The organism is Pseudomonas sp. LBUM1655, from assembly GCF_059716085.1.
Genome location: NZ_CP166801.1, coordinates 6,232,516 through 6,254,454, shown reverse-complemented (window position 1 = coordinate 6,254,454; position 21,939 = coordinate 6,232,516). Strand labels below are relative to the sequence as shown.

The following is a 21,939-nucleotide window of genomic DNA, read 5'->3' as shown; positions in this document are numbered from 1 at the left end:
TCGCAATTCACACTGTGCCGACGGCGCAGGGGGAGGTCGTGATGGAACGTTCACCGTGGCACGCTGGCGAGCAACAGTTGCAGGCGCATGTCGGTGTTGCCGAACGCATGGAGGCATTCGGGCGTAAGGTGATTCGCACCTGGATGCCGGATCAGCACCGTGAGTTCTATCAGCAACTGCCTTTCATGGTGTACGGCGCGGTCGATGTTGATGGTCGTCCTTGGGCCAGTGTGCTCGAAGGCGCGCCGGGGTTTGCCCATTCGCCCGATCCTGAGCATCTGCACTTCGCAAGTCTGCCTGCTGCCGATGATCCGGCGCAGTTGCGTAACGGCGAGCCTATCGGATTGCTCGGCATCAAACTGCACACCCGTCGGCGCAATCGCCTTAATGGCCATGTCGATCATCTCGGCACCGACGGTTTCGAGGTGAGCGTCGATCAAGCGTTCGGCAACTGCCCGCAATACATCCAGCTGCGTCAATTCCAGCGCGTCCCGCTGAGCGATCCGCAGACCCGGCCTGCTCAGCATTCCGATGCGCTTGATGACGCGGCCATTACCCTGATCGAAGGCGCCGACACGTTCTTTGTCGCCAGTTATCTGGACGCCGACGGCCAGCGTGCTGTGGACGTTTCTCACCGAGGCGGTCAGGCCGGTTTTGTGCGGGTGGAAGGCAATCGCCTGACCATCCCCGACTTTGCCGGCAACCTGCACTTCAACACCCTCGGCAATTTGCTGGTCAACCCCAAGGCCGGCCTGCTGTTCATCGACTTTTCCACAGGCGATCTGTTGCAGCTCAGCGGGCGCACCGAAATCATTCTGGAAGGGCCGCAGATCGAGGCGTTTCAAGGTGCGGAGCGGCTGTGGACATTTGAGGTGGAGAAACTGGTGCGGCGTCCGGCGGCGCTGGCTTTGCGCTGGCGCTTCGACGGCATGTCGCCCACCAGTCTGTTGACCGGCAACTGGGCCGAGGCCGACGCCCGTTTGCAGGCGCAGGCTTTGGGCAACCAGTGGCGGCCGTTGCGGGTGGCGAAGATTGAAATGGAGAGCCGCCACATCCGCTCGATTTACCTGGAGCCGGACGATGGCGCCGGTTTGCCGGTGTTTCTCGCGGGCCAGCATCTGCCACTGCGGTTTACCCTCGACGGCGAAGTACACATCCGCACTTACAGCCTGTCGAGTGCGCCATCGGATGGTTTCTATCGCATCAGTGTGAAGCGCGAGGGGCGCGTGTCGAACCATCTGCATGAGCAGATCCAGGTGGGTGATGTGCTGGAGGCGCGGGCACCGCAAGGGCATTTCACCGTGGCGCCGCTGGAGCGCCGGCCGCTGGTGTTGTTGGCGGCCGGGGTCGGTATCACGCCGATACTGTCGATGCTGCGTGAGGTGATTTATCAGGGGTTGCGCACGCGCAGGATTCGTCCGACGTGGTTGCTGCAGAGTTCGCGCAGCCTGGCCGATCAGCCGTTTCGCAAGGAACTGGATCGCCTGCTGGAAAGTGCTGGTGATGCGGTGCGGGTCCTGCGTTTGCTCAGTCAGCCGGAAGCGGATGCGCACGAGGGCGAGGATTTTGACCTGCATGGGCGCATTGATGACGCGGTGCTGAGAAATCTGCTGGAGGTCGAGGATTACGATCAGATCGACTTTGTTCTGTGTGGCCCCGGCGCCTTCACCCAAGGCCTGTACGACAGTTTGCGCGAGTTGGATGTGCGCGACGCGCAGATTCACGCCGAAACCTTCGGCCCTTCGACGCTCAAGCGGCGTGCCGATGCGGACGCGATCGTCATTGAGCAACCACCGGCCGCCACCCAATCGGTGCCGGTGGTATTCGAACGTTCAGCCAAGGAAGCCCGCTGGCAACCGGACGGCGGCAGTTTGCTGGAGCTGGCGGAAAGTCGCGGATTGCGTCCGGAGTTCAGTTGCCGCGGTGGTTCGTGCGGCACCTGCAAGACGCGGCTGGTCAGTGGCGCGGTGAATTATCCACAGGTACCCGCCGAGGTGCCGGAGGCGGGACATGTGCTGATTTGCTGTGCGGTGCCGGCGCAGAGTGAGCAGCCGCTGGTGCTGGATCTTTAAACCTGATCCCGTGTCTGATAGGGATCAGGCGTAGGACAGCGATTTTTCTTCGAGCAATTCCTGATAGAGCTCTGTCCACTTGCGGCCCATTTCATCGGCTGTGAATAACTGCCGATAGCGAGCCTCCGCTTTCACCCCCATCTCTGCTGAGCGCAGCGGGTTTTCTCGCAAATCGTAGGGAATCACTCGGGTCTTGTCCTGGAGCTGCTGCAACACGTCGCTGCTGTGCAGGTAGTTCGGCGAGGCCGCGACAATGCGGTCAGCGCTGGCGAGGAAGCGGTTCATCGGCAGCAGCACCTGGCCGTCGATGCCGTGGTTGGCGCCGCTTTCGCACAACTGATAGACCACTTGTCCGATGTCGCCGACCGAACCCGGCAGGTACGTCGTGAAAAAATGAAGAACTCCCTGCGTTAAGGGCAATGCGCATGTTGCCTCGCTGGCGCCACCGGCGCTTTCAGAACATTGCGCACACTGCGTTCGGCCAGTTGCAGACTGGCTTGCCGCCAGTCGATCCACTGCCAGTCGGCGACCTCGCGAGCGGCGGGGAACTGGCCGCTGCGCTCAAAGGTGGTGACCAGATCGGCAAGGCTTTGCGGGTTCTGCAGATCGAAGTACGCCATGAACTCGCCGCCGATTTCGCGGAACACCGCGATATCGCTGCCCATCGCCGGCAAGCCACGCTGCATGGCTTCCACCAGTGGCAGGCCGAAGCCTTCAACGAAAGATGGAAATACCAGCGCACTGGACTGCGCATAGGCGAATTCGAGGCTGGTGTCGTTGAGGTCGTTGAACATGAACAGGCGCTGGTTCAGTTCTGCGTGATTGCGCACACGGGCGAGCAGGCTGTCACATTTCCAGCCGACGTGTCCGGCGATGCACAGCCGTACGTTTGAACCGGCGGCCCAGGCGCGTTCGAAGGCATTGAGCAGGTACGCATGGTTCTTGCGCGGCTCGATGGTGCTGACCATCAGGAACACCGGTTCAGGTGTGTTGAACAAAGCCTGGAGGCGCGGTTCGACTGTCGCGTCGGTGCTGCGCAGGTCCAGTTCGGAGCCGAGGTGGAAGAACTCGAACCAGCGCTTTTCCGTCTGCTCGGCGCCGATACGCCGCTGCAATTCTGCGCGCACCTGATTGCGCACTGTGGCGGAAATAGCCATGTAGCCATCGGCTGTGCGGGTGATCCAGTCGAACCACTCGCTGAAAACCTCAGCCGGACGTGTGTCGTAAAACTGTGGATGAGTCAGTGGGATCAGGTCGTAGATCACCGCAGTCACGCCAACGCCGTCGCGTTTGAGCCGCTCAACATGGGCGAAAAAATCCGAATGCCATGACGAATCCAGCAACACCAGTTGATCGCCTGGTCGGTGTTGCAGCGGTGAACAACGTTTGAGCAGTTGCCTGCGATTGATCCGTCGAATCAGGCGCAGCGGTATGCCGAACGCGCCAAAGGTTGTCAGTCGATAGCCGACATACAAAAGCTGTTGTGCCAGTTTCGAAATGCACTGTGCGTCACGTCGCTGGTGCCATTGGCAGAAGCGATAGGCCAGGCGCTCCAGACGCTCACCGAAGTTCTCAAGCCTGTTGAGCAATGGTGTATCGAGCGGCGTCAGTTGCAGCACACGATAGAGCTGACCATAGAGCATCACTACCGGTATGCACTCGACGCCGTCGACGCTGGCGGGAAGTTGCTTGATGACGTTGCGTACCACGCGCTGAATGCCCGAGTTGACCGTCGGGTGTTTGAACACGTGGGTACATTCCACCAGCAAGCGGGTCATGGTGTACGCTCGACATGGCTGACTTCGGAATAACGGCTGACCGTGGTCTGCGCGTTGAGCCATGAACACCCGACGAAATCTTCGCGTCGATTGTTGATGACATGAAACACCAAAGCGAGATCACGCCACTCGTAGTTTCGATCCAGGTGCGAGTCCAGCCTCGACAGGCTCAGGGTCGCGAAGGTATACCCGGCCAAATGGATGACTGTATCAGGCTGTGGTGGCCACCATTTGGTGAGGCTATGCGGATTGATGAGTTCGTAGGGCGAGGGGACAGGCAGCAGTTCCCGAGACGAATCCGACGATGCCAGACGCGACCGAATAGGTTGTCCCCCGAATCTACTCGTATCCGTGACGAACAGACGCTTTTTCAAACATCGACCCCTTGGTTTTGAACTTGCGCCGCTTTCCCACAGGCTTTGAGGGTAAGTCTGTCAGACCGATAGAAAAAACCGGCAGGACGACAGGCGAAGTCTTTGTTGTAGTTGTTTGTTACCAATCTGTGCCAATTGCGCAGCAATTTCAACAGGCCATACCGTGACTGGTCAGTTCTCGTCAGCGTAGTCCGATTTTTCTCGCCGGGCGGTTCACGAACCCTCTGCGGATGTGTTTAGAATGCGCCTTGTCGCGATTACCCGGCTTCGTCGGGGCCGTCGTGCAAAGAGTTGAAACTGACTACTAAAACAAGAACAAGACGGGACTGAAGACGAAGGACGGATATCAATCCGGTTCGACGCGCGGCCGTCATAGTGTGAGGCTGCCGGGATGGCAGTTTCATCGTGGAATGCCATGAATTTCATTCTTTACTCGGACATCAACGACAGTTCCATCAGTCAGAATCTGGGGCATCCCGATTCCAGTTACTACTTTGTCCTGAAGGCCTATCGCCCGCTGCTCGAAACGCTCGGGCGAGTCCACGTGGTGGATACGGTTGCAGACGTTGATCCGGTCTACCGACAGTTGCTCGCCGCAGGCCAGGAGAGTGTCTTCCTCTCGTTCACGCGGCCGCAGAACACCCCGATCGATCTTGAGTGCCCGACAGTTTGCGTTGTCGCGTGGGAGTACGACTCGATCCCCGACGAACAGTGGGACAACGATCCGCGGCAGGACTGGACGCGCATGCTGGCCAGGCACGGGCGAGTGATCACGCTGTCCAGCCACGCGGCCCGGGCGATCCATCGCGCTATGGGCGACGACTTCCCGGTGCTGGTGCTGCCGGCGCCCCTGTGGGAAAGCTTTGCAACGATTCGCGATCGGCATGTCAGCGCACCGGTCAATGCCGGCGCGACATTGACCGTCAAAGGTTGCATCTTTGATTCCCGCCTGATGAACCTGCACCCGGATAATCTGCTACCGGAGCCGCTCACCCCGGAGGAGCAGGCCGAAATCGAGGCTCAACTGGAGGCCTCGCGACCTCCGCCGCTGACCTTGAAGCGGCGCTTTGTGATTGCCCGGCATTTCCTGCGCCTGTGGGTACTGAATCTGGGCCACGAGCAGACGCCGCCGGTGCCTCGGGTCAGGTTTGTGCAGAACTGGTACTGGGAAGGGATTCGCGATCTGCTCTCGGACTCCGTGCATGAATGGCTGGGTAACCGCCTGCCGAATATCGCCGGCCCTATCCCTTTACCTGTGGCCGTTCAACCGCCACCGCGGGATATGCCGGACACATCGTTGCAGGTCGAAACCCACGTCGACGGTGTGGTCTACGTGTCGGTATTCCGCCCCTCAGACGGGCGCAAGAACTGGCTACAGATCCTGAGCGCTTTTTGCGCGGCGTTTCGTGACACGCCAGACGCCACACTGGTGATGAAATTCACCCAGAGCGATCTGGCGGCCGTCTATGCGCACTTGATGACACCACTGGCGCAACTGGCACCCTTTTCCTGTCGGGTAGTGATGATTCAGGGCTATCTGGATGATGCTGAATATGCGCGGCTTTACCAGGCTACGAGTTTTTACGTCAACGCTTCGCATTGTGAAGGGCTGTGCCTGCCACTGATGGAGTTCATGGCGTGCGGCAAACCGGTGATCGCTCCCGATCATACGGCGATGCAAGATTACATCGACGATTCCGTGGCGTTTGTGGTCGGCTCCAGCTTAGAGGTGTGCACTTGGCCACATGACCCGCGAATGCTCTTTCGCGCACAGCGTCATCGACCGGACTGGGGCTCATTGAAAAAGGCCTACGAAAACAGCTACCGAATGGCCAAGACACAGCCTCAGGATTATCAGCGCATGTCGCTGGCGGCAGCCGAACGCATGCGCGATTACAGCGCGATGCCGGCACTGCAAAAGCGTGTTGCGGATTTCTTCGGGCCACAGTCACAGGCGAGCAACATTGCCCCGGTTACGGATAACGCCTCATGCTGATCATCATCCATTCGGAAACCAACCAGCACACAATTACCCGCAACCTGGGGCGTTCGGAGTACAGCTATTACTTCGTCCTCAAGGAGTATCGGCCGGTGCTGGAGCGCCTCGGGCGGGTGATCGAGGTCACTGACCCGAACACTGAAGTCGATGCGTTGTACGCCGACTGCCAATCCCGTGGCGAGGCCTGTGTGTTTCTATCGTTCTCGCCACCGCACCGCACGCCGGTGCATCTGGCCTGCCCGACGTTGCCGGTATTTGCTTGGGAGTTCAGCACCATCCCCAACGAGCCGTTTAACGGTGATCCGCTAAACGACTGGCGCACGGTACTCAATGCCTGCGGGGCGGCGATCACCCATTCCAGCTATACCGTCAACGCCGTGCGCGAAGCGACGGACGTCGATTACCCGATTGTCGCCGTACCCGCCCCGGTCTGGGATCGATTCGCGGCGCGCGGCGTTCAGTTGCAGGGGCAACCTGTGGTCGATTCAGTACGATTGAAGATCAAAGGTTTGGTGGTCGACAGCCGCCGGGTCGATCTGAATGCCTTCGGCCCGGTAAATCGGCGGCGTGGCCCGGGAATCGATTTCCGGGCGCCTGTCACCGAGCAGACGTTATTGCTCGAAGGCGTGGTGTACACCTCGGTGTTCAACCCCCGTGACGGACGCAAGAACTGGGAGGACATGATCAGTGCCTTCTGCGCGACGTTCCGTGAGACCGATGACGTGACGCTGGTGCTCAAGCTCACCCACCACGATGCACAAGAAGCGCTCACCGACATCCTTCATCACCTGTACAAAAATCAGCCTTATCGCTGCCGCATCGTGTTGGTCTATGGCTATCTGGCCGACGCGGATTACGAACGTCTGGTGCAGGCGACCCGTTACGTCGTCAACACGTCCTATGGCGAAGGCCAGTGCCTGCCGCTGATGGAGTTCATGTCTTGCGGTAAACCGGCGGTGGCCCCTTGCACGACGGCGATGATTGATTATCTGAACGCCGATAACGCGTTCCTGATCGAGTCAACCGAGGAGTTCACGGCCTGGCCACACGATCCGCGCTCGGCTTACCGGACCCTGCGCTACGCGACCAATTGGGCCACGATTTGCGCGGCTTATCGCGCCAGCTACGAGGTGGCTAAAAACGATCCGCAGCGTTATGCGCAGATGTCGGCGCAAGCCGTGAGCAGCCTGCAAGGGTTTTGCAGTCAGGCCGTGGCCGAGCAGCGGTTGCAGGCATTCTTTGCGCAATTGTTCGAGCGTCGCGCCGAACTTGCCATGGAGGTGACTGGAGCATGATTCGTCGATTGCTCCAGCGTTTTTTTGCCGAACCGCAACCGCCGCTGGCTGTTGAGCCTGTCGCCGAGCCGCTGGTTGAGGCGACGCCTGAACCGGAACCCTTGTTCACCTGGTCGCCGCGTGATGTGGGATTACGTGATGCAGTACTGGATGGCTGGTTTCTCAATGACAGTGGCGAATTGCTCAAGGGTTTTGCCATAACGCCTGACGACACCCTGCTCGACGTAGGTTGCGGCGAGGGTGCGGCGACGTTGTTTGCTGTACGCCAGGGCGCTTCGGTGATCTTTACCGACAGCGAACACGACAAAGTGCGCGACCTGGCTCGCCAGGTCGAAGCTCAGAGCACCAGGCCGAATCTGGGGCTGGTCAGTAACACCTTGCCATTGCCATTGGCGGATGGCTGCGCGAGCAAAGTGGTGTGCATGGAGGTTTTGGAGCACGTAGACGAGCCCGAATCGTTTATGGCCGAACTGGCGCGTATGGGACGTCCCGGTGCGTTGTACCTGCTCAGTGTACCGGCGCCGGTTGGCGAGCATTTGCAGAAAGGCATCGCCCCGCCGAGTTATTACCAGACGCCCAATCATGTGCAGATCTTTTCCCCGGAGCGCTTCGCTGCCATGGTCGAGGATGCCGGACTGGTCATCGAACATCGACAAGCCACCGGGTTTTTCTGGGTGATGGGCATGATTTTCTTCTGGGCCAGCGAAAAGGTTGCCGGTAAAGATCCTGGCGGTGCGGTGCGCGATCGCATTCATGCGCCGTTCCCCCATTTGATGGGCGGGTGGGCCAGAACCTGGGAAGAGATGCTGGACCGGCCCGACGGGCTTGCAATCAAACAGGCGCTTGACCAATTCATGCCCAAGAGCCAGGTGATCATTGCCCGTAAACCACTGGATGCCGGGAATGCGTCATGAGCAGTAAACGAATCATGGACATCGAAGTGCTGCGTGCCATAGCCGTGCTTGGGGTGCTGTTTCATCATCTATCCGGCAATCTGTTCAGCGATCCCGTGCCGCTGCTCGAATCCATTCATGCCTGGGCGCAGCCTTGGTGGGGGGTGGATCTTTTTTTTGCCATTTCCGGATTCGTCATTGCCCGCAGTCTGATCCCCGCGCTGCGCGGTTGCAGCAACCGTCAGGAGTACTGGGAGCAAACGCGTAATTTCTGGTTGCGACGAGCTTTTCGCCTGCTGCCATCGGCCTGGTTGTGGCTGGCACTGGTGCTGCTGATGTGCGTGGTTTTTAACCGCTCCGGGGCATTCGGCACACTACAGGCCAACCTTCAGGCCACGCTCGCGGGGGTGTTGCAGTACGCCAACTTCCGCTTTGCCGACGCTTTTTTTCATTACGAGTACGGCAGCAGTTTCGTCTACTGGAGTCTGGCGCTGGAGGAGCAATTTTACCTGCTGTTTCCGCTGCTGATTCTGGTCTGTCGCAGGCATCTGGTGTGGGTGTTGCTGGCGCTGGTTGCGGTGCAACTCTTCATGATCCGTACGCCGCTGCTGATGGTCGTCAGGACGGACGCGCTGGCCCTTGGCGTGCTGTTGGCGATGTGGAGTGTGCAACCGAGCTATCGACGGTGGCAGCCGACGTTTCTCAGGAGTCCGTGGGCCGGGATTTCAGCGCTGATAGTCGTCGGGTTGCTGATGAGTTACCTGGCCACCGACCGTTTTTCCCCCACCCACTATCGCATCGGCGCCATTGCCGTACTCAGTGCAGTGCTGGTGTGGATCGCGTCTTACGACGGTAACTATCTGTTGCCCGCCGGACGCTGGCAGCGGTTGATGGCGTGGGTGGGCAGTCGTTCCTACGGCATCTACCTGATCCACGTTCCGGTGTATTTCCTGGTGCGCGAAGTGATTTTCCGTTTGCAGGGTGCAGGCCTGCCGAGCCCGGCGGGACACCCGATCGTTACCTTGCTGTTTGCATTCGGTCTGATCGTATTTCTCAGCGAATTGAATTACCGCTTCATCGAAATGCCTATGCGCAATCGCGGCGTGGCACTGGTGAAACGCCTCGGCCCGTCCCGCAGGCCTGTTCCGTCCACTGAAGCTTCTTCATGTTGAGTCTTTTGGTCCCCTGCAAGCGCGGGTGATACCCCGCTCGACGCCCGCAAGCCCGCTCCTGCAGGGTTTTGTGTAACCTTGCACTCTTGTGGTGTCCGGGATCTGGAAGGTATGCGGTTTATTGTGGGGCTGTTTTTTGGGGTCTTGCTCTCGGGTTGTGAACGGCATGATTCACCGCCACTCGATCAGCAACTCTACGTCTGGCAACGCCAGTGGACGTCGGCCCATGAGGCGGCGTTGCGCGATAGCCGCAGTGATTTTTCCACCTTGCGGGTGCTCGCGTTGCAGGCGTTCCCGAATGCCGGGTGGAGCCGCGCGCGTATCGACCCGCAGTTGCTGAAAAGCGATGGCCGCCCGCTGATTGCGGTGATTCGCCTTGATGGCCAACTCAAGGCGCTGGATCAGCAGCAGGTCACGGCGCAGATCCTTCTGCTCATCAATGACTGGCAGGCGCTGGGCCTGATCCTGAGTGGCGTGGAAATCGACCACGATGCCGGCAATGCGCGGCTGCCGGCCTATGCAGAATTTCTCACACATCTACGCTCGGCACTCCCGCAATCGTTGCCTCTGAGCATTACCGCGCTGCCGGCCTGGCTCGACAGTGCGCAATTGCCGAACTTGCTGGCGACAGTCGACAGCAGCGTGCTGCAAGTGCATGCCGTCAGCGACCCGCGACGCGGCTTGTTCGACGCTGAGCAGGCGCGGCGCTGGGCCGAGGCCTGGGGGGAAATCACCCGCAAACCGTTTTATCTGGCGTTGCCCGCCTACGGTGTGGCGCTGTTGCCGGATGTCGACGGCGCGCCTGTGGTGGAAAGTGAGGTGCCGCTGGAGCGTGGCGGTCAGCGCCGAGAACTGCTCGCCGATCCAGTGCAACTGAGCCAACTCGGCAAAGCGCTGCGTGAAAATCCGCCAAAGCATCTGGCCGGGTTGATCTGGTTTCGCTTACCGCTGGTCAATGACCGCCGCGCCTGGAGCCTGACCACGTTACGCGCGGTGGCGCGGGGCGATGAGTTGCACAGCCAACTCGCCCTCAGCGTCAGTGAACACAGCGGCCTCTACGACCTCCGACTCGACAATCCCGGCAACCTCGACAGCGCCTGGCCCGCACGTATCACCGTGAAGGCCAGCGACTGCGAAGGCGCCGACGCGCTCGCCGGTTATTCATTGCAACAGAGCCCGGATCTGCTTACCTTCACCCGCCTTCGCAACGGTCGCTTGCCGGCGAACGGGCAGCGCGCCATCGGTTGGGCGCGCTGTGCATTTATTGATCAAGGAGGTTCGCATGTTGACCCGTAACTGGCCCCGCCATCTGCTCTGCCTGAGCCTCTGTCTGCCGCTGGGCTCGGCGCTGGCCTGCGGCCCGGACTTCCCGATGCGCCTGCTCGACAATCGAGGGCAGACGCTGGCCGATCTGCCCGAAGGCAACTTCAACTTCGAAGTCAGCCGCTTGGGCAAAGCGATCGCCGGGCTGAAAAACCCCGCACCTGCCGCCGACAATGCGAACGCTATTTACGCCGAGCCGGCGGAACCTGCCGAGGAGCGCAACAAGGCTGAAGCCGCCGGCCTGACCGATGAACAGCAAGCACTGGTTACGCGTCTGCGCGGGCTTACCGATGCCCGCGACGCTTATACACAGGGCAGCAGTCTGCCGGCGGAAATCCGTCTGTATGTGGCGGGAGCGGTGGCCTTCAATGTCGGCGAGCATCAACTGGCGGTCGATTATTTCCGCCAACTGCTGGCGCTACCGGCGGATCAGCGCCCGTTGCGCAGTACGTGGGCAGCGTATTCCGAGGGGCGCGCGCTGTTCGCCATGAGCGCCGAGGCTGACGACATGCTCGATCCGCTGGAGCAGGCGATCTCGGCGTTTCGCCAGACCCGGCAACTGAGCATCGACGGTTTCAGCGATCCGTTGGGACTGGGTGTCGCCAGCCTCGGGGAAGAGGCGCGAGCGTCGCGTATGGCCGGTGGCTGGGACGATGCGATCAATCTTTATGCAGCGCAGAGCGTGCACGGTTCACCGGTTGGCTACACCTCGCTGAAACAACTGGCGAACGAGTTGGCCGACATGCCCGAGCCGGAATTGGCCAAGCTGATGCAACACGAAGGTGTGCAGAAACTGGTTACCGCATCGTTGCTCAGCCGCCTCGGCTGGTCGTTTGGCGATGAACCGCCGAACGAAAAGAAACTGGTCAAGCTTCTGCAAAACAGTACCCGTGGCACCTTCGACAACGCCGATCGATTGGCAGCGGTGAATTATCAGCAGGGCGACTACGCCAGCGCCAAAGCCTTCCTCAAACACGCTGGCGACGGTGGTCTCGCGTGGTGGCTGCGAGCGAAACTGGCAGTGCGCGACGGTGACAAGAATGCGGCGGCAGCCGCCTATGCGAAAGCCGCGCAGGCCTTCCCGCAAAACGAAGACTGGGGCTATCGACGCACGCCGGACTGGGCACTGGAAACGGTCCAGCCGAAATGCCGGGTAGAGGGCGAAAGCGCGATTCTGGCGTTGCAACGCGGTGAGTACCTGCAAGCCTTCGTCCAGCTGTATCGCAGCAACAGCATTTATTGGTTCGATGCCGCGACGGTCGCGGAACGCGTGCTGACCGTCGACGAACTCAAGCAGTATGTCGACGCCAACGTGCCGGCACCGCCGGCGCTGACCCAAGAGCAGCGTGACAATTACGTGCCGCTGCCCGTCGCCGCCAGCCTGCGCAATCTGCTGGGCCGGCGTTTGCTGCGCGAAGGGCATTACGCAGAGGCCGTCGGCTATTTCGACAATGCCGATCTGCAGAACAAGGCCCGCCTCTACGGCGAGCAAAGACTGAAAGCCGATTCCGCCTGGTGGCCAACCAAGCGTGCCAGTGCGCTGTACAACGCGGCGTGGACGGCCCGTGAGTGGGGCATGGATATCCTCGGTTACGAGATGGCCCCGGATTACGCCACGTTCGGCGGCAATTACAGCCTGGAAACCGCCGAGCTGAAAATCGGTCCGTTGGTATCCGAAGCCGAGGTTCAACGCCAAAAGGCCAGTGAAGCGCAGCCCGATCAGCGTTATCACTATCGCTTTGTTGCCACCGCGCTGGCCAATCGCGCCGCCGACAACCTGCCGCACACGAGTCAGGCGTTTGCCGCCGTGCTCTGTTCCGCCGCTGGTTGGAACAGCAGCCTGGAAGATCAGAGCGCGTTGTATCAGCGTTACGTGAAGGAAGGCGCTTACGTGCCGTGGGCAGTGGATTTCGGCAATCAGTGCCCGTACCCGGATTTCGAAAACGCCGACAAGCGCTACGTCACCCAAGTCACCGACGCTGTCCGCGCGGGCCTGCGACCGTACAAGTGGCCGGTGCAGATCGGCGCGATTGTGCTGGCGGTCGGCGCGGCGTTGTTGCTGATCACTCGTCGCCAGCGCAAGGCTCGCAAGGGTTAAGCCTGCTGGATGAACGTCAGGCGCACGGCGAAGCCGATCAACAGGCTGCCGAACAGCCATTGTTGAACCCGTTGCGCCGTTGGACTGTGTTGCAGCCAACGGCCCAGCGCGGCACCGGTCAGGGCGTAGATGCTGTCGAAAAGCAGGCCTATGCCGACCAGCAACAGGCCGAGCAGGGCGAACTGGCTCAGCACCGGTGCGCCGTCGGTGACGATGAATTGCGGCAGCAGCACCGAGCAGAACAGCAACGCTTTGGGGTTGAGCAGATTGGTCAGCAAGCCACGGCGGATTGCTTCGCGCCATTGCCCGCGTGCCTCGGTAGCATCCCCTGCATCCAGGTTGGGCACCAGCGTGCTGCGCAGGCATTGAATGCCGATCCACAGCAGATACGCCGCCCCGGCGAGGCGCACCACTTCGAACGTCCACGGCGCAGCCTTGAACAGCGCCGCCAGCCCCAACGCTGCCAATACCACGTGACATGCGCGGGCAATCGCCAAGCCTATTACGGTGGCCAGCGCCGCACCGCGACCCTGTCGGGCGCCAGTTTGCAGCAGCAGAATCATGTCCGGCCCGGGCAACAGAAACACCACCGCCAATGCCAGGAAAAACAGCCATAGACTCGCCACGTCACACTCCTTTCGTTGTCGATTCGGTGACGTCAGTCTAGGGGCGGAGGGTGGGGCAGGTGCTTGCGTAGTCCGCTTCAAAATGACTCGGGATTGGCATAACCTGATTTCTTTTTGCGCTCTCGCCATCAGGATCTGCCAACCATGAAACTCGACGCCTTCGACCGCAAGATTCTCGCCGCCCTGCAACGTGACGGACGCTTGAGCAATGTCGAGCTGGCGGATGAGATCGGCCTGTCGGCGTCGCCGTGTTTGCGGCGGGTGCGGATGCTGGAAGAGGCGGGGGTGATTCGCGGCTATCAGGCCAACGTGGATCGCGATGAGGTGGGGCTGGGATTGACGGTGTTTGTCGGGGTTAAGGTCGAGCGCCACAACGACGAACAGGCCGAAGCTTTTTACGCGGCCGTCACCGCGTTGCCGGAGGTGATTTCAGCGTTTCTGGTATCGGGGGAATCGGACTTTCTGCTGCAAGTGGTGGTGCCGGATCTGCGTGCGTATGACCGGTTTCTCAGTGGTTGCCTATTGAAGCTGCCAGGCGTGAGTGATATCCGCAGCAACTTTGCGATTCACACGGTGAAGATGCCGGGCGCCTTGCCGCTGGGGCATCTTCCATCCTGAAAACCGAAAAGATCGCAGCCTTCGCCAGCTCCTAAAGGGCACGCATTTCAGGTAGGAGCTGCCGGAGGCTGCGATCTTTTGATCTTCTACATCTGCGTCGCCATCCCCTCCACATTCATCGCGGCCTGGCGCAGCGCCTCGGAGCGAGTCGGGTGTGGGTGACAGGTCAGGGCGATGTCCTCGGCCGAAGCGCTGAATTCCATCGCCACACAAAACTCGCCAATCATTTCGCTTACGTTGGGGCCGACCAGGTGCACGCCGAGCACTTCATCCGTGCGCTCATCAGCAAGGACTTTGGCAAAACCATCAGTCTCGTGGTTGATCTTCGCCCGGCTGTTGGCGGTGAACGGAAACTTGCCGACCTTGTAGGCGCGGCCCTCAGCTTTGAGCTGCTCTTCAGTCTTGCCGACGCTGGCCAGCTCCGGTTTGGTGTAGATCACGTTGGGGATCAGGTCGTAATTGACCTCGCCGGCCTTGCCGTGGATCTGCTCGACGCAGGCCATGGCTTCGTCTTCAGCCTTGTGCGCGAGCATTGGGCCGGAAGTTACGTCGCCGATCACCCAGACCCCCGGGGCTTCGGTGCGATGTTGTTTGTTGGCGAGCATGCCGCGCTTGTCGGTGCTCAGGCCGACGTTCTCCAGGCCCAGGCCTTGGGTGTAGGGGCGGCGACCGATGGCCACCAGCACGTAATCCGCCTCCAGTAACTCAGCCGAGCCGCCCGCGGCCGGTTCGACGCTGAGTTGTACACTGTTGGCCGAAGTGGTGGCGCTGGTGACTTTCGAGCTCAATTTGAACGCGATGCCTTGCTTGCTGAGTGAGCGTTGCAGGGTTTTACCTGCCTCGCCATCGACGCCGGGGCAGATGCGGTCGAGGTATTCGACCACGGTGACCTGCGCGCCGAGACGGCGCCACACCGAACCTAATTCGAGGCCGATCACGCCGGCGCCGATCACCACCAGATGCCTGGGTACTTCGCTCAGGGACAACGCGCCGGTCGAATCGAGAATGCGCTGATTGTCGATCTCGACCCCGGGCAGGGGCGTGGGCTCGGAACCGGTAGCAATGATGATGTCCTTGGCAGTCAGCTCGATCTTGCTGCCCTGATCGCCTGTCACGGTGACCTTGCCCGGGCCGTCGATGTGGCCCCAGCCTTTGATCCAGTCGACCTTGTTCTTGCGAAACAGAAACTCGATGCCTTTGGTCAGGCCGGTCACGCTTTCGTCTTTCTGCTTCATCATCTGCGCGAGATTGAGCGTCGGTTTGACCTCGATGCCGAGATTGGCGAATTCCGCACCCATGGCCGCATCGTAAAGCTCGGAGGCGTGCAGCAAGGCTTTGGACGGCATGCAACCGACGTTCAGGCAGGTGCCGCCGAGCGTCGCGCGACCTTCAACGCAGGCAGCCTTGAGGCCCAACTGGCCAGCGCGGATGGCCGCGTTATAGCCACCGGGGCCGCCGCCCAGAATCACTACGTCATAGTTGCTCATGCGCTTACTCCTGGTTGAGGGATGCGGATCGCTAACGGTAGTTCTTGAGTAAAATTACGAGCGTAATATGTGCGCTCCCGAACATTTCGGTCAAGGCTTCAGGCAAGCGACAGCTTGGGCGTTCTTAGATAAGCGCAATTTGTGGACGAATATTTCACGTATTTCGTTATATCGTAACGATATGAGATGAGAGCCGATGGCGTTGGGGTGATATGCAGGTCGATCTGGAGGTTGATGGCACGCAAGTGGCCGGATTGCCGCGCTTTCAGCAGGCGGTTACGCAGGGCCGCCGATTGCGACGGCTGGCGATTGCTTTGGGTGGATTGGCCGGGGCAGGGTGGGTGCTGGCGTTTTTTGTCGCACTGTTTGCGCCGCAATCGTTGTGGGTTCCGCTACTGATCAACCAGAGCGCGGCGTTGCTGGTGCTGGTTGCCGGGTTGCAATCGGCTTGGTGGGTGACGCGATGGCGGGCACGGGTGATCAATCCTGTCGTACCGAATCCTGCGCCGATGGAGCAGCCTGGCGCGCCGGATGGCTGGTACGAACGGCTGCTGGATCGACTGAGTCAACGCAGCCTGCACCTACTAAGTCTGATCGGTACGGCGACGTTATGGCTGGGCGCTTGGGCAGTGCTGGTGGTAATCAGCCTTGATCAGGTGTGGAACCTTGCCTTACCGCCCGCCGCTGTTGGGGCGTCTGCCACTGTCGGCGCGGCTTTGGCCCTGTTGTTGGCGTTTGGTTTGCTGGTGCTGGAGCGGCAATTGGCTCAGCAAACCCCGGCGCAATGGCCTGAAGCGAGTTCGCTGGCGCAACTGTCGCGAGTCGCGATCATCAGCCTGGTGGTGGTGGCGCTGTGTTTGTTGTTCGCCAGCGAGACCGCCTTATGGCCGGTTCGCCTTGCAGTGCTGATCGGCATCTTGCCGGGGTTGGTCGCGATTGAGTTGCTATTGCGTGCCGTTCTTTCGATATTCAGCCCGCGCCGCGAACAGCTTGAACCGACGCTACTGGCGCGCAGTTTTGTCGCCGACCTGCTGCGTTGGCCGCCTCAACCACTGCTCGCGCTGCAGCACGAATTGCACAACCGCTTCGGCATCGATCTGCGCCAGATCTGGGCGTTCAGTTACATGCGTCGTGCGTTTCTTCCGGTGTTGGCACTGGTCGCGGCGTTCGGCTGGTTGCTGACCGGTATCCACGAAATTCCCCTGCAAGGTCGTGGCATCTACGAACGTTTCGGCAAACCGGTGCAGGTGTTCGGCCCCGGTTTGCACGCCGGTTTGCCATGGCCACTGGGTCGAGTGTTGAACGTCGAAAACGGCGTGGTCCATGAACTGGCGACCAGCGTCGGCGAAAACCCGGCACCGCTGCAATTCGATCCCGCCGAAGGCCCAGCACCGATTACAGCAAATCGCCTGTGGGACGCCAGTCATGTGAACGATAAATCCCAAGTCATCGCCAGCAGTCGGGGCGAGCAACAGAGCTTTCAAATCGTCAACATGGACGTGCGCTTCGTCTACCGCATCGGTCTGAGTGATCAGGCAGCGCTGGCTGCAACCTACAACAGCGCCGACGTGCCGACTCTCATCCGCAGCACCGCCAGCCGAATTCTCGTCCACGACTTTGCCTCACGCACCCTCGACGGTTTGCTCGGTGCGGACAGGGTAGGGCTGGCGGAAGAGATCGGCCGTGCGGTGCAAAATGATCTGCAAACACTCGACAGTGGCGTGGAGATTCTCGCCACGGTGGTTGAGGCGATTCACCCGCCGGCCGGCGCCGCGAACGCCTATCACAGTGTGCAAGCGGCGCAGATCGGTGCGCAGGCGTTGATCTCCCGCGAGCGCGGTGCTGCTGCCGAAGCGAGCAACCAGGCGCAGTTGCAAGCCAGCCTTGCTCGCGATCAGGCCAGCGCCAACGCCCGCGAAATCGGCGCAGCCGCACAGGCCGCTGATTTGAAATTCAGTGCCGAACAAAAAGCCTACGTCAGCGCCGGCCAGGCGTTTGTGCTGGAGCAATACCTCAGTCAGCTCAGCCAAGGCCTGAGTAAAGCCAAATTGCTGATCCTCGACCATCGCCTGGGCGGCAGCAGCAACGCGCCGACCATCGACTTGCGCACGTTCACGCTGCCGGCTGACCCGACGCCCGCGCGTACCACCGCTCAACCAGGAGTTGCCCATTGAGCCAGTCGCATACACACGATCATCATGACCACGGCGGCCACGATCACGGCCACGGCGGGCATCACCATCATCACGGTCACCACCACGGTGCGCCGGAGGAGGCGGGGCCATTCCCTTGGCGGCGCATGGGTTGGGCGGCGTTGCTGGTGGCGTTTGCCATCGCCGCAGCGAGTCTGGTGCAAGTGCGCTCCGGTGAAGCGACTGTCATTACCCGTTTCGGTAACCCGTCGCGAGTTCTGCTCGAGCCGGGGTTGAGCTGGCGCTGGCCGGCGCCGTTCGAAGCGGCGATCCCGGTGGACTTGCGCCTGCGCACCACCTCCAGCGGTTTGCAGGATGTTGGCACCCGCGACGGTTTGCGCATCATCGTCCAGGCTTACGTTGCCTGGCAGGTGCAGGGTGACCCGGACAATGTGCAGCGCTTCATGCGTGCGGTGCAGAACCAACCCGACGAAGCGGCGCGGCAGATTCGCACGTTTGTCGGCTCTGCCCTGGAGACCACCGCCAGCAGTTTCGACTTGGCCAACTTGGTGAACACCGATGCCAGTCAGGTGCGGATTGCCGATTTCGAAGCACAATTACGTCAGCAGATTGATCAGCAATTGCTCGCCACTTATGGCGTGCGCGTGGTGCAGGTCGGTATCGAACGGCTGACGCTGCCCTCAGTGACACTCACTGCCACGGTTGATCGCATGCGCGCCGAGCGTGAAACAATTGCCACCGAACGCACCGCAATCGGCAAGCGTGAGGCGGCGCAAATCCGCTCCGCTGCCGAGCGCGATGCGCGGATTGTTCAGGCGGATGCCACAGTGAAAGCCGCCGATATCGAAGCGCAATCTCGCGTTGAGGCCGCGCAGATTTATGGTCGCGCCTACGCGGGTTCGCCGCAGCTGTACAACCTGCTGCGCTCACTGGATACCCTCGGGACCATCGTCACCCCAGACACAAAACTGATACTGCGCACCGATGCCGCGCCGTTCCGCGTGCTGGTCGATGGCCCGCCAAATCTCGACAGCAAATCCGGATCGCAGCCATGAATGAAGAAGTTCCACGTGGAACACATTCGCTGAACAGTCCGTGGATTCAGGCGGGACGCTTGGCTTTTTTAGCCTTGTACGCGGTGACGGTGTTGGCCGCATTGGCTTGGGCGTTCTCTAATGTGCGGCAGATTGATCCGCAGAATCGCGCCGTGGTTTTGCACTTTGGTGCGCTGGATCGCATCCAGAACGCCGGCCTGTTATTGGCCTGGCCACAGCCGTTCGAGCAGGTAGTTCTGCTGCCAGCGGCGGATCGTGTGATCGAGCGTCGAGTGGAGAATCTGCTGCGCAGTGACGAAGCGTTGAAAGCTGAACGGGTCGCTTCATTCGCCACACCGATCAGCGATGCGTTGGCCGGCTCTGGTTATTTATTGACCGGTGATGCCGGTGTGGTGCAGCTGGATGTGCGGGTGTTTTACAAGGTCACTGACCCCTATGACTTTGTGCTTCAGGGCGAGCATGTGGTGCCGGCGCTGGATCGTTTGGTCACGCGCAGCGCCGTGGCACTGACGGCCGCTCGGGATCTGGACACCATTCTGGTTGCCCGACCGGAACTGATCGGCGCCGACAATCAGGCCGCCGAGCGCCGCGAAAGACTGCGTGGCGATCTGGTGCAAGGCATCAATAAACGTTTGTCCGAACTGAAGGCGAGCGGTCAGGGCATCGGTGTCGAAGTGACGCGGGTCGATGTGCAATCGAGTCTGCCCGAGCCTGCCGTCAGTGCCTTCAACGCCGTTTTGACCGCCAGCCAGCAAGCCGACAAAGCCGTAGCCAACGCGCGCACCGATGCCGAGAAACTCACCCAGACCGCCAACGAACAAGCCGACCGCACGCTGCAAGTCGCCCACGCTCAGGCGGGTGAGCGCTTGGCCAAAGCATCTGCCGACACTGCGACGGTGTTGAGCCTGGCCAAAGCCCAACAACAAGGCACCGACCCGCAATTGCTCTTGCGTCTGTACCGCGAACGCATGCCGAAGATCCTCGGCCAAGCCGGATCGGTGACCACAGTCGATCCGAAAGACGATTCCCGCCTGATCATTCAGGGAGCCAGTCAATGAGCGCGACCACCCCAGCACCGAGCCTGTTGTCCTCGGCCGAACAACGTCGTGCGGCGAGGCAATTGACCTTGGCGATGCTCGCCCTGGGTTTGCTTGGCCTCGGCTTGATCTGGCGTTGGCTGGCGCCGGAGCAAACCGGTGTCAGCCAATTGCTGCTCGGTTTTGCTTCTTTATTAGTGGCGGTGCCGGTGATGCGTTCGGCGTGGTACAGCCTGCGTTATCCGAGCTTGCACGGCATCACTGATCAACTCATTGCTTTGGCGATGCTCGGCGCTTGGGCGACGGGTGATCTGCTCACTGCGGCTTTGCTGCCGATCATCATGATCTTCGGTCATGTGCTGGAGGAGCGCAGCGTCATTGGTTCCCAAGAAGCGATTCATGCACTCGGCCAATTGACCCGCAGCCATGCACGAAAGATTCAGGCTGACGGCTCGATCATTGAAGTGGACAACGGCACGCTGAAACCGGGCGATACCGTTGAGGTGCGTGCCGGCGATCGGGTGCCGGCTGACGGTCGAGTTCTCTCTGGCCAGGCCAGCCTCGACACCGCTTCGATTACCGGAGAGTCGGTTCCGGTAGAAGCTGCAGTGGGCATGACGGTGTTCGGCGGCGCGATCAATCTAGACGGCCTGCTGCGAATCGAAGTGAGCCGCACCGGAGACGAATCGACGCTCGGCAAAGTTATCGCTCTGATGCAAAACGCCGAACGTTCCAAACCGCCAATCACTCGATTGCTTGAACGCTATGCCGGCAGTTACATGGTGCTGGTGTTGCTGCTGGCGGCGGTCACCTGGTTCATCACCAACAACGCGCAAGCGATGCTTGCGGTGTTGGTGGCGGCGTGCCCTTGCGCCTTGGTGTTGTCGGCGCCAGCCACGGCGATTGCCGGTGTAGCGGTTGCGGCGCGGCATGGGATTCTGATCCGCAGCTCGGCGTTCCTCGAAGAACTGGCCGACCTCACATCGCTGGTGGTCGACAAGACCGGCACCCTGACTTACGGCACCTTGCGCTTGCAGTCGATCAACAGTTCGCGCGCGGATCAATCCACGGTCATGGCGCTCGCCGCCAGCCTCGGCGCGGCGAGCAGTCACCCGGTCAGTCGGGCACTGGCAGGCTTGGTCAGTCAGGAAGGCTATCTGCCGCTGAGCGAAATCCACGAGCGGCAGGGACTCGGTATCGTCGCAATGACCGCGCAGGGCGAAGCAGCGCTTGGTCGGCCAGAGTTGTTCACCCAATTGAAAATCGCCACGACGAGTATTCCTGAGCATGACGGCCCCATTGCCGGCCTGGCCTTGAACGGTGAATTTCTCGCTTGGCTGTTGTTGGCCGACAGCGTCAAACCGGAGGCCCGGTTTGCTCTCAATGAATTGCGCGAATTGGGCCTCGGGCGGCAACTGTTGCTGACTGGCGACCGACAAAGTGTCGCCCAGACATTGGCGCAAGAAGTCGGCTTGCACGAGGTACAAGCCCAGGCCTTGCCCGAGGACAAACTCAATCGCGTACTCAAGGAAATCGACAACGGCTTCCGGCCTATGGTGGTCGGTGACGGCATCAACGATTCGCTGGCACTTAAGGCGGGCGTAGTCGGTGTGGCGATGGGTGCGGGCGGGGCAGACATCGCCTTGGCGTCGGCGGACATCGTTCTGATAGGCAGCGACCTGCGCCGGCTCGGCACTTGCGTGCGGCTGAGTCGTCAGTGTCGTCGCACCTTGCAGGTTAACGTGATCATCGGTCTGGGCTGGACGCTGGCCATCGTGGTATTCGCCGCGTTCGGCTGGTTGGGCGCCGCCGGGGCGATGATCGCCGCGTTGTTGCATAACCTCAGTACGTTGCTGGTACTGGGCAACGCTGGGCGTTTGCTGCGTTTTCAGGAGCCGCTGCTCAAGCTCAAGGAATAAATCTGAATATTTTTTCTGACACCTCTGTAACGCCGTCGGG

General features: G+C 60.7%; 16 protein-coding genes and 1 pseudogene. 12 read left to right on the top strand and 5 right to left on the bottom strand.

Annotated features, from left to right (window positions below; genetic code table 11):
• Positions 1 to 41: 41 nt before the first annotated feature.
• Positions 42 to 2,072 (top strand): pyridoxamine 5'-phosphate oxidase family protein, encoded by a 2,031-nt coding sequence (locus ACA074_RS28245; protein WP_497678200.1) that lies wholly within the window; start codon positions 42 to 44, stop codon positions 2,070 to 2,072.
• Between the two features lie 24 nt (positions 2,073 to 2,096).
• Here ACA074_RS28245 and ACA074_RS28240 read toward each other — a convergent pair whose 3' ends face one another.
• From ACA074_RS28240 to ACA074_RS28230, 3 genes and pseudogenes are all read right to left on the bottom strand, one after another.
• Complete coding sequence (locus tag ACA074_RS28240) at positions 2,097 to 2,492, bottom strand: glycosyltransferase (protein ID WP_497678199.1); 396 nt, start codon at positions 2,490 to 2,492, stop codon at positions 2,097 to 2,099.
• Positions 2,483 to 3,850, bottom strand: coding sequence for a glycosyltransferase family 4 protein (locus ACA074_RS28235; RefSeq protein WP_497678198.1), 1,368 nt, complete (start codon positions 3,848 to 3,850; stop codon positions 2,483 to 2,485). Before ACA074_RS28235 ends, ACA074_RS28240 begins: the two co-directional genes overlap by 10 nt.
• Positions 3,847 to 4,041 (bottom strand): annotated as a pseudogene (locus ACA074_RS28230) (ABC transporter ATP-binding protein); the annotation flags it as partial. The pseudogene ACA074_RS28230 and the gene ACA074_RS28235, both read right to left, overlap by 4 nt.
• 598 nt (positions 4,042 to 4,639) lie before the next feature.
• Between ACA074_RS28230 and ACA074_RS28225 the strand changes: the two are divergent.
• The 6 genes from ACA074_RS28225 (at position 4,640) to ACA074_RS28200 (ending at position 13,004) form a co-directional block, all read left to right on the top strand.
• Entirely contained in the window at positions 4,640 to 6,220 is a 1,581-nt protein-coding gene (locus ACA074_RS28225; protein ID WP_497678197.1) for a glycosyltransferase family 4 protein, read from the top strand.
• Positions 6,214 to 7,518 (top strand): glycosyltransferase, encoded by a 1,305-nt coding sequence (locus ACA074_RS28220; RefSeq protein WP_497615725.1) that lies wholly within the window; start codon positions 6,214 to 6,216, stop codon positions 7,516 to 7,518. The genes ACA074_RS28225 and ACA074_RS28220 overlap by 7 nt, the downstream gene beginning before the upstream one ends.
• On the top strand, positions 7,515 to 8,432 hold the full coding sequence (locus ACA074_RS28215; RefSeq protein WP_489880169.1) for a class I SAM-dependent methyltransferase: 918 nt from the start codon (positions 7,515 to 7,517) through the stop codon (positions 8,430 to 8,432). Before ACA074_RS28220 ends, ACA074_RS28215 begins: the two co-directional genes overlap by 4 nt.
• Complete coding sequence (locus ACA074_RS28210; RefSeq protein WP_489880170.1) at positions 8,429 to 9,583, top strand: acyltransferase family protein; 1,155 nt, start codon at positions 8,429 to 8,431, stop codon at positions 9,581 to 9,583. The genes ACA074_RS28215 and ACA074_RS28210 overlap by 4 nt, the downstream gene beginning before the upstream one ends.
• 111 nt (positions 9,584 to 9,694) lie before the next feature.
• The gene (locus tag ACA074_RS28205) at positions 9,695 to 10,879 is read left to right on the top strand and encodes a DUF3142 domain-containing protein (protein WP_497678196.1); all 1,185 of its coding nucleotides are present in this window, start codon (positions 9,695 to 9,697) and stop codon (positions 10,877 to 10,879) included.
• Positions 10,866 to 13,004 carry a hypothetical protein gene (locus tag ACA074_RS28200; RefSeq protein WP_497678195.1) on the top strand — a complete coding sequence of 713 codons (2,139 nt, stop codon included), beginning with the start codon at positions 10,866 to 10,868 and terminating at the stop codon, positions 13,002 to 13,004. The genes ACA074_RS28205 and ACA074_RS28200 overlap by 14 nt, the downstream gene beginning before the upstream one ends.
• Here the strand turns inward: ACA074_RS28200 and ACA074_RS28195 are convergent.
• Entirely contained in the window at positions 13,001 to 13,630 is a 630-nt protein-coding gene (locus tag ACA074_RS28195; protein WP_497678194.1) for a LysE family translocator, read from the bottom strand. The two genes, ACA074_RS28200 and ACA074_RS28195, sit on opposite strands and share 4 nt — an antisense overlap.
• 144 nt (positions 13,631 to 13,774) lie before the next feature.
• Between ACA074_RS28195 and ACA074_RS28190 the strand changes: the two genes are divergently transcribed.
• Positions 13,775 to 14,248, top strand: a complete 474-nt coding sequence (locus tag ACA074_RS28190; protein ID WP_497678193.1) for an Lrp/AsnC family transcriptional regulator — start codon at positions 13,775 to 13,777, stop codon at positions 14,246 to 14,248.
• Positions 14,249 to 14,334: 86 nt separating this feature from the next.
• Here ACA074_RS28190 and lpdA read toward each other — a convergent pair whose 3' ends face one another.
• On the bottom strand, positions 14,335 to 15,735 hold the full coding sequence (gene lpdA, locus ACA074_RS28185; RefSeq protein ID WP_497678192.1) for a dihydrolipoyl dehydrogenase: 1,401 nt from the start codon (positions 15,733 to 15,735) through the stop codon (positions 14,335 to 14,337).
• Positions 15,736 to 15,947: 212 nt separating this feature from the next.
• Between lpdA and hflK (ACA074_RS28180) the strand changes: the two genes are divergently transcribed.
• Genes hflK (ACA074_RS28180) through ACA074_RS28165 form a run of 4 tightly spaced genes read left to right on the top strand, consistent with a single transcriptional unit; the run spans position 15,948 to position 21,899 of the window.
• Positions 15,948 to 17,909, top strand: a complete 1,962-nt coding sequence (hflK, locus tag ACA074_RS28180) for a protease modulator HflK (RefSeq protein ID WP_497678191.1) — start codon at positions 15,948 to 15,950, stop codon at positions 17,907 to 17,909.
• On the top strand, positions 17,906 to 18,943 hold the full coding sequence (hflC, locus tag ACA074_RS28175; RefSeq protein ID WP_497678190.1) for a protease modulator HflC: 1,038 nt from the start codon (positions 17,906 to 17,908) through the stop codon (positions 18,941 to 18,943). Before hflK (ACA074_RS28180) ends, hflC begins: the two co-directional genes overlap by 4 nt.
• On the top strand, positions 18,940 to 20,001 hold the full coding sequence (gene hflK / locus ACA074_RS28170) for a protease modulator HflK (RefSeq protein ID WP_497678189.1): 1,062 nt from the start codon (positions 18,940 to 18,942) through the stop codon (positions 19,999 to 20,001). The genes hflC and hflK (ACA074_RS28170) overlap by 4 nt, the downstream gene beginning before the upstream one ends.
• Entirely contained in the window at positions 19,998 to 21,899 is a 1,902-nt protein-coding gene (locus ACA074_RS28165; protein ID WP_497615708.1) for a heavy metal translocating P-type ATPase, read from the top strand. The genes hflK (ACA074_RS28170) and ACA074_RS28165 overlap by 4 nt, the downstream gene beginning before the upstream one ends.
• The last annotated feature ends 40 nt before the right edge of the window (positions 21,900 to 21,939 follow it).

Coding starts and splice junctions, on each gene's coding strand:
- ACA074_RS28245 (WP_497678200.1), top strand. CDS start 42: ATGGAACGTTCACCGTGGCACGCTGGCGAGCAACAGTTGCAGGCGCAT.
- ACA074_RS28235 (WP_497678198.1), bottom strand. CDS start 3,850: ATGACCCGCTTGCTGGTGGAATGTACCCACGTGTTCAAACACCCGACG.
- ACA074_RS28225 (WP_497678197.1), top strand. CDS start 4,640: ATGAATTTCATTCTTTACTCGGACATCAACGACAGTTCCATCAGTCAG.
- ACA074_RS28220 (WP_497615725.1), top strand. CDS start 6,214: ATGCTGATCATCATCCATTCGGAAACCAACCAGCACACAATTACCCGC.
- ACA074_RS28215 (WP_489880169.1), top strand. CDS start 7,515: ATGATTCGTCGATTGCTCCAGCGTTTTTTTGCCGAACCGCAACCGCCG.
- ACA074_RS28210 (WP_489880170.1), top strand. CDS start 8,429: ATGAGCAGTAAACGAATCATGGACATCGAAGTGCTGCGTGCCATAGCC.
- ACA074_RS28205 (WP_497678196.1), top strand. CDS start 9,695: ATGCGGTTTATTGTGGGGCTGTTTTTTGGGGTCTTGCTCTCGGGTTGT.
- ACA074_RS28200 (WP_497678195.1), top strand. CDS start 10,866: ATGTTGACCCGTAACTGGCCCCGCCATCTGCTCTGCCTGAGCCTCTGT.
- ACA074_RS28190 (WP_497678193.1), top strand. CDS start 13,775: ATGAAACTCGACGCCTTCGACCGCAAGATTCTCGCCGCCCTGCAACGT.
- lpdA (WP_497678192.1), bottom strand. CDS start 15,735: ATGAGCAACTATGACGTAGTGATTCTGGGCGGCGGCCCCGGTGGCTAT.
- hflK (WP_497678191.1), top strand. CDS start 15,948: ATGCAGGTCGATCTGGAGGTTGATGGCACGCAAGTGGCCGGATTGCCG.
- hflK (WP_497678189.1), top strand. CDS start 18,940: ATGAATGAAGAAGTTCCACGTGGAACACATTCGCTGAACAGTCCGTGG.
- ACA074_RS28165 (WP_497615708.1), top strand. CDS start 19,998: ATGAGCGCGACCACCCCAGCACCGAGCCTGTTGTCCTCGGCCGAACAA.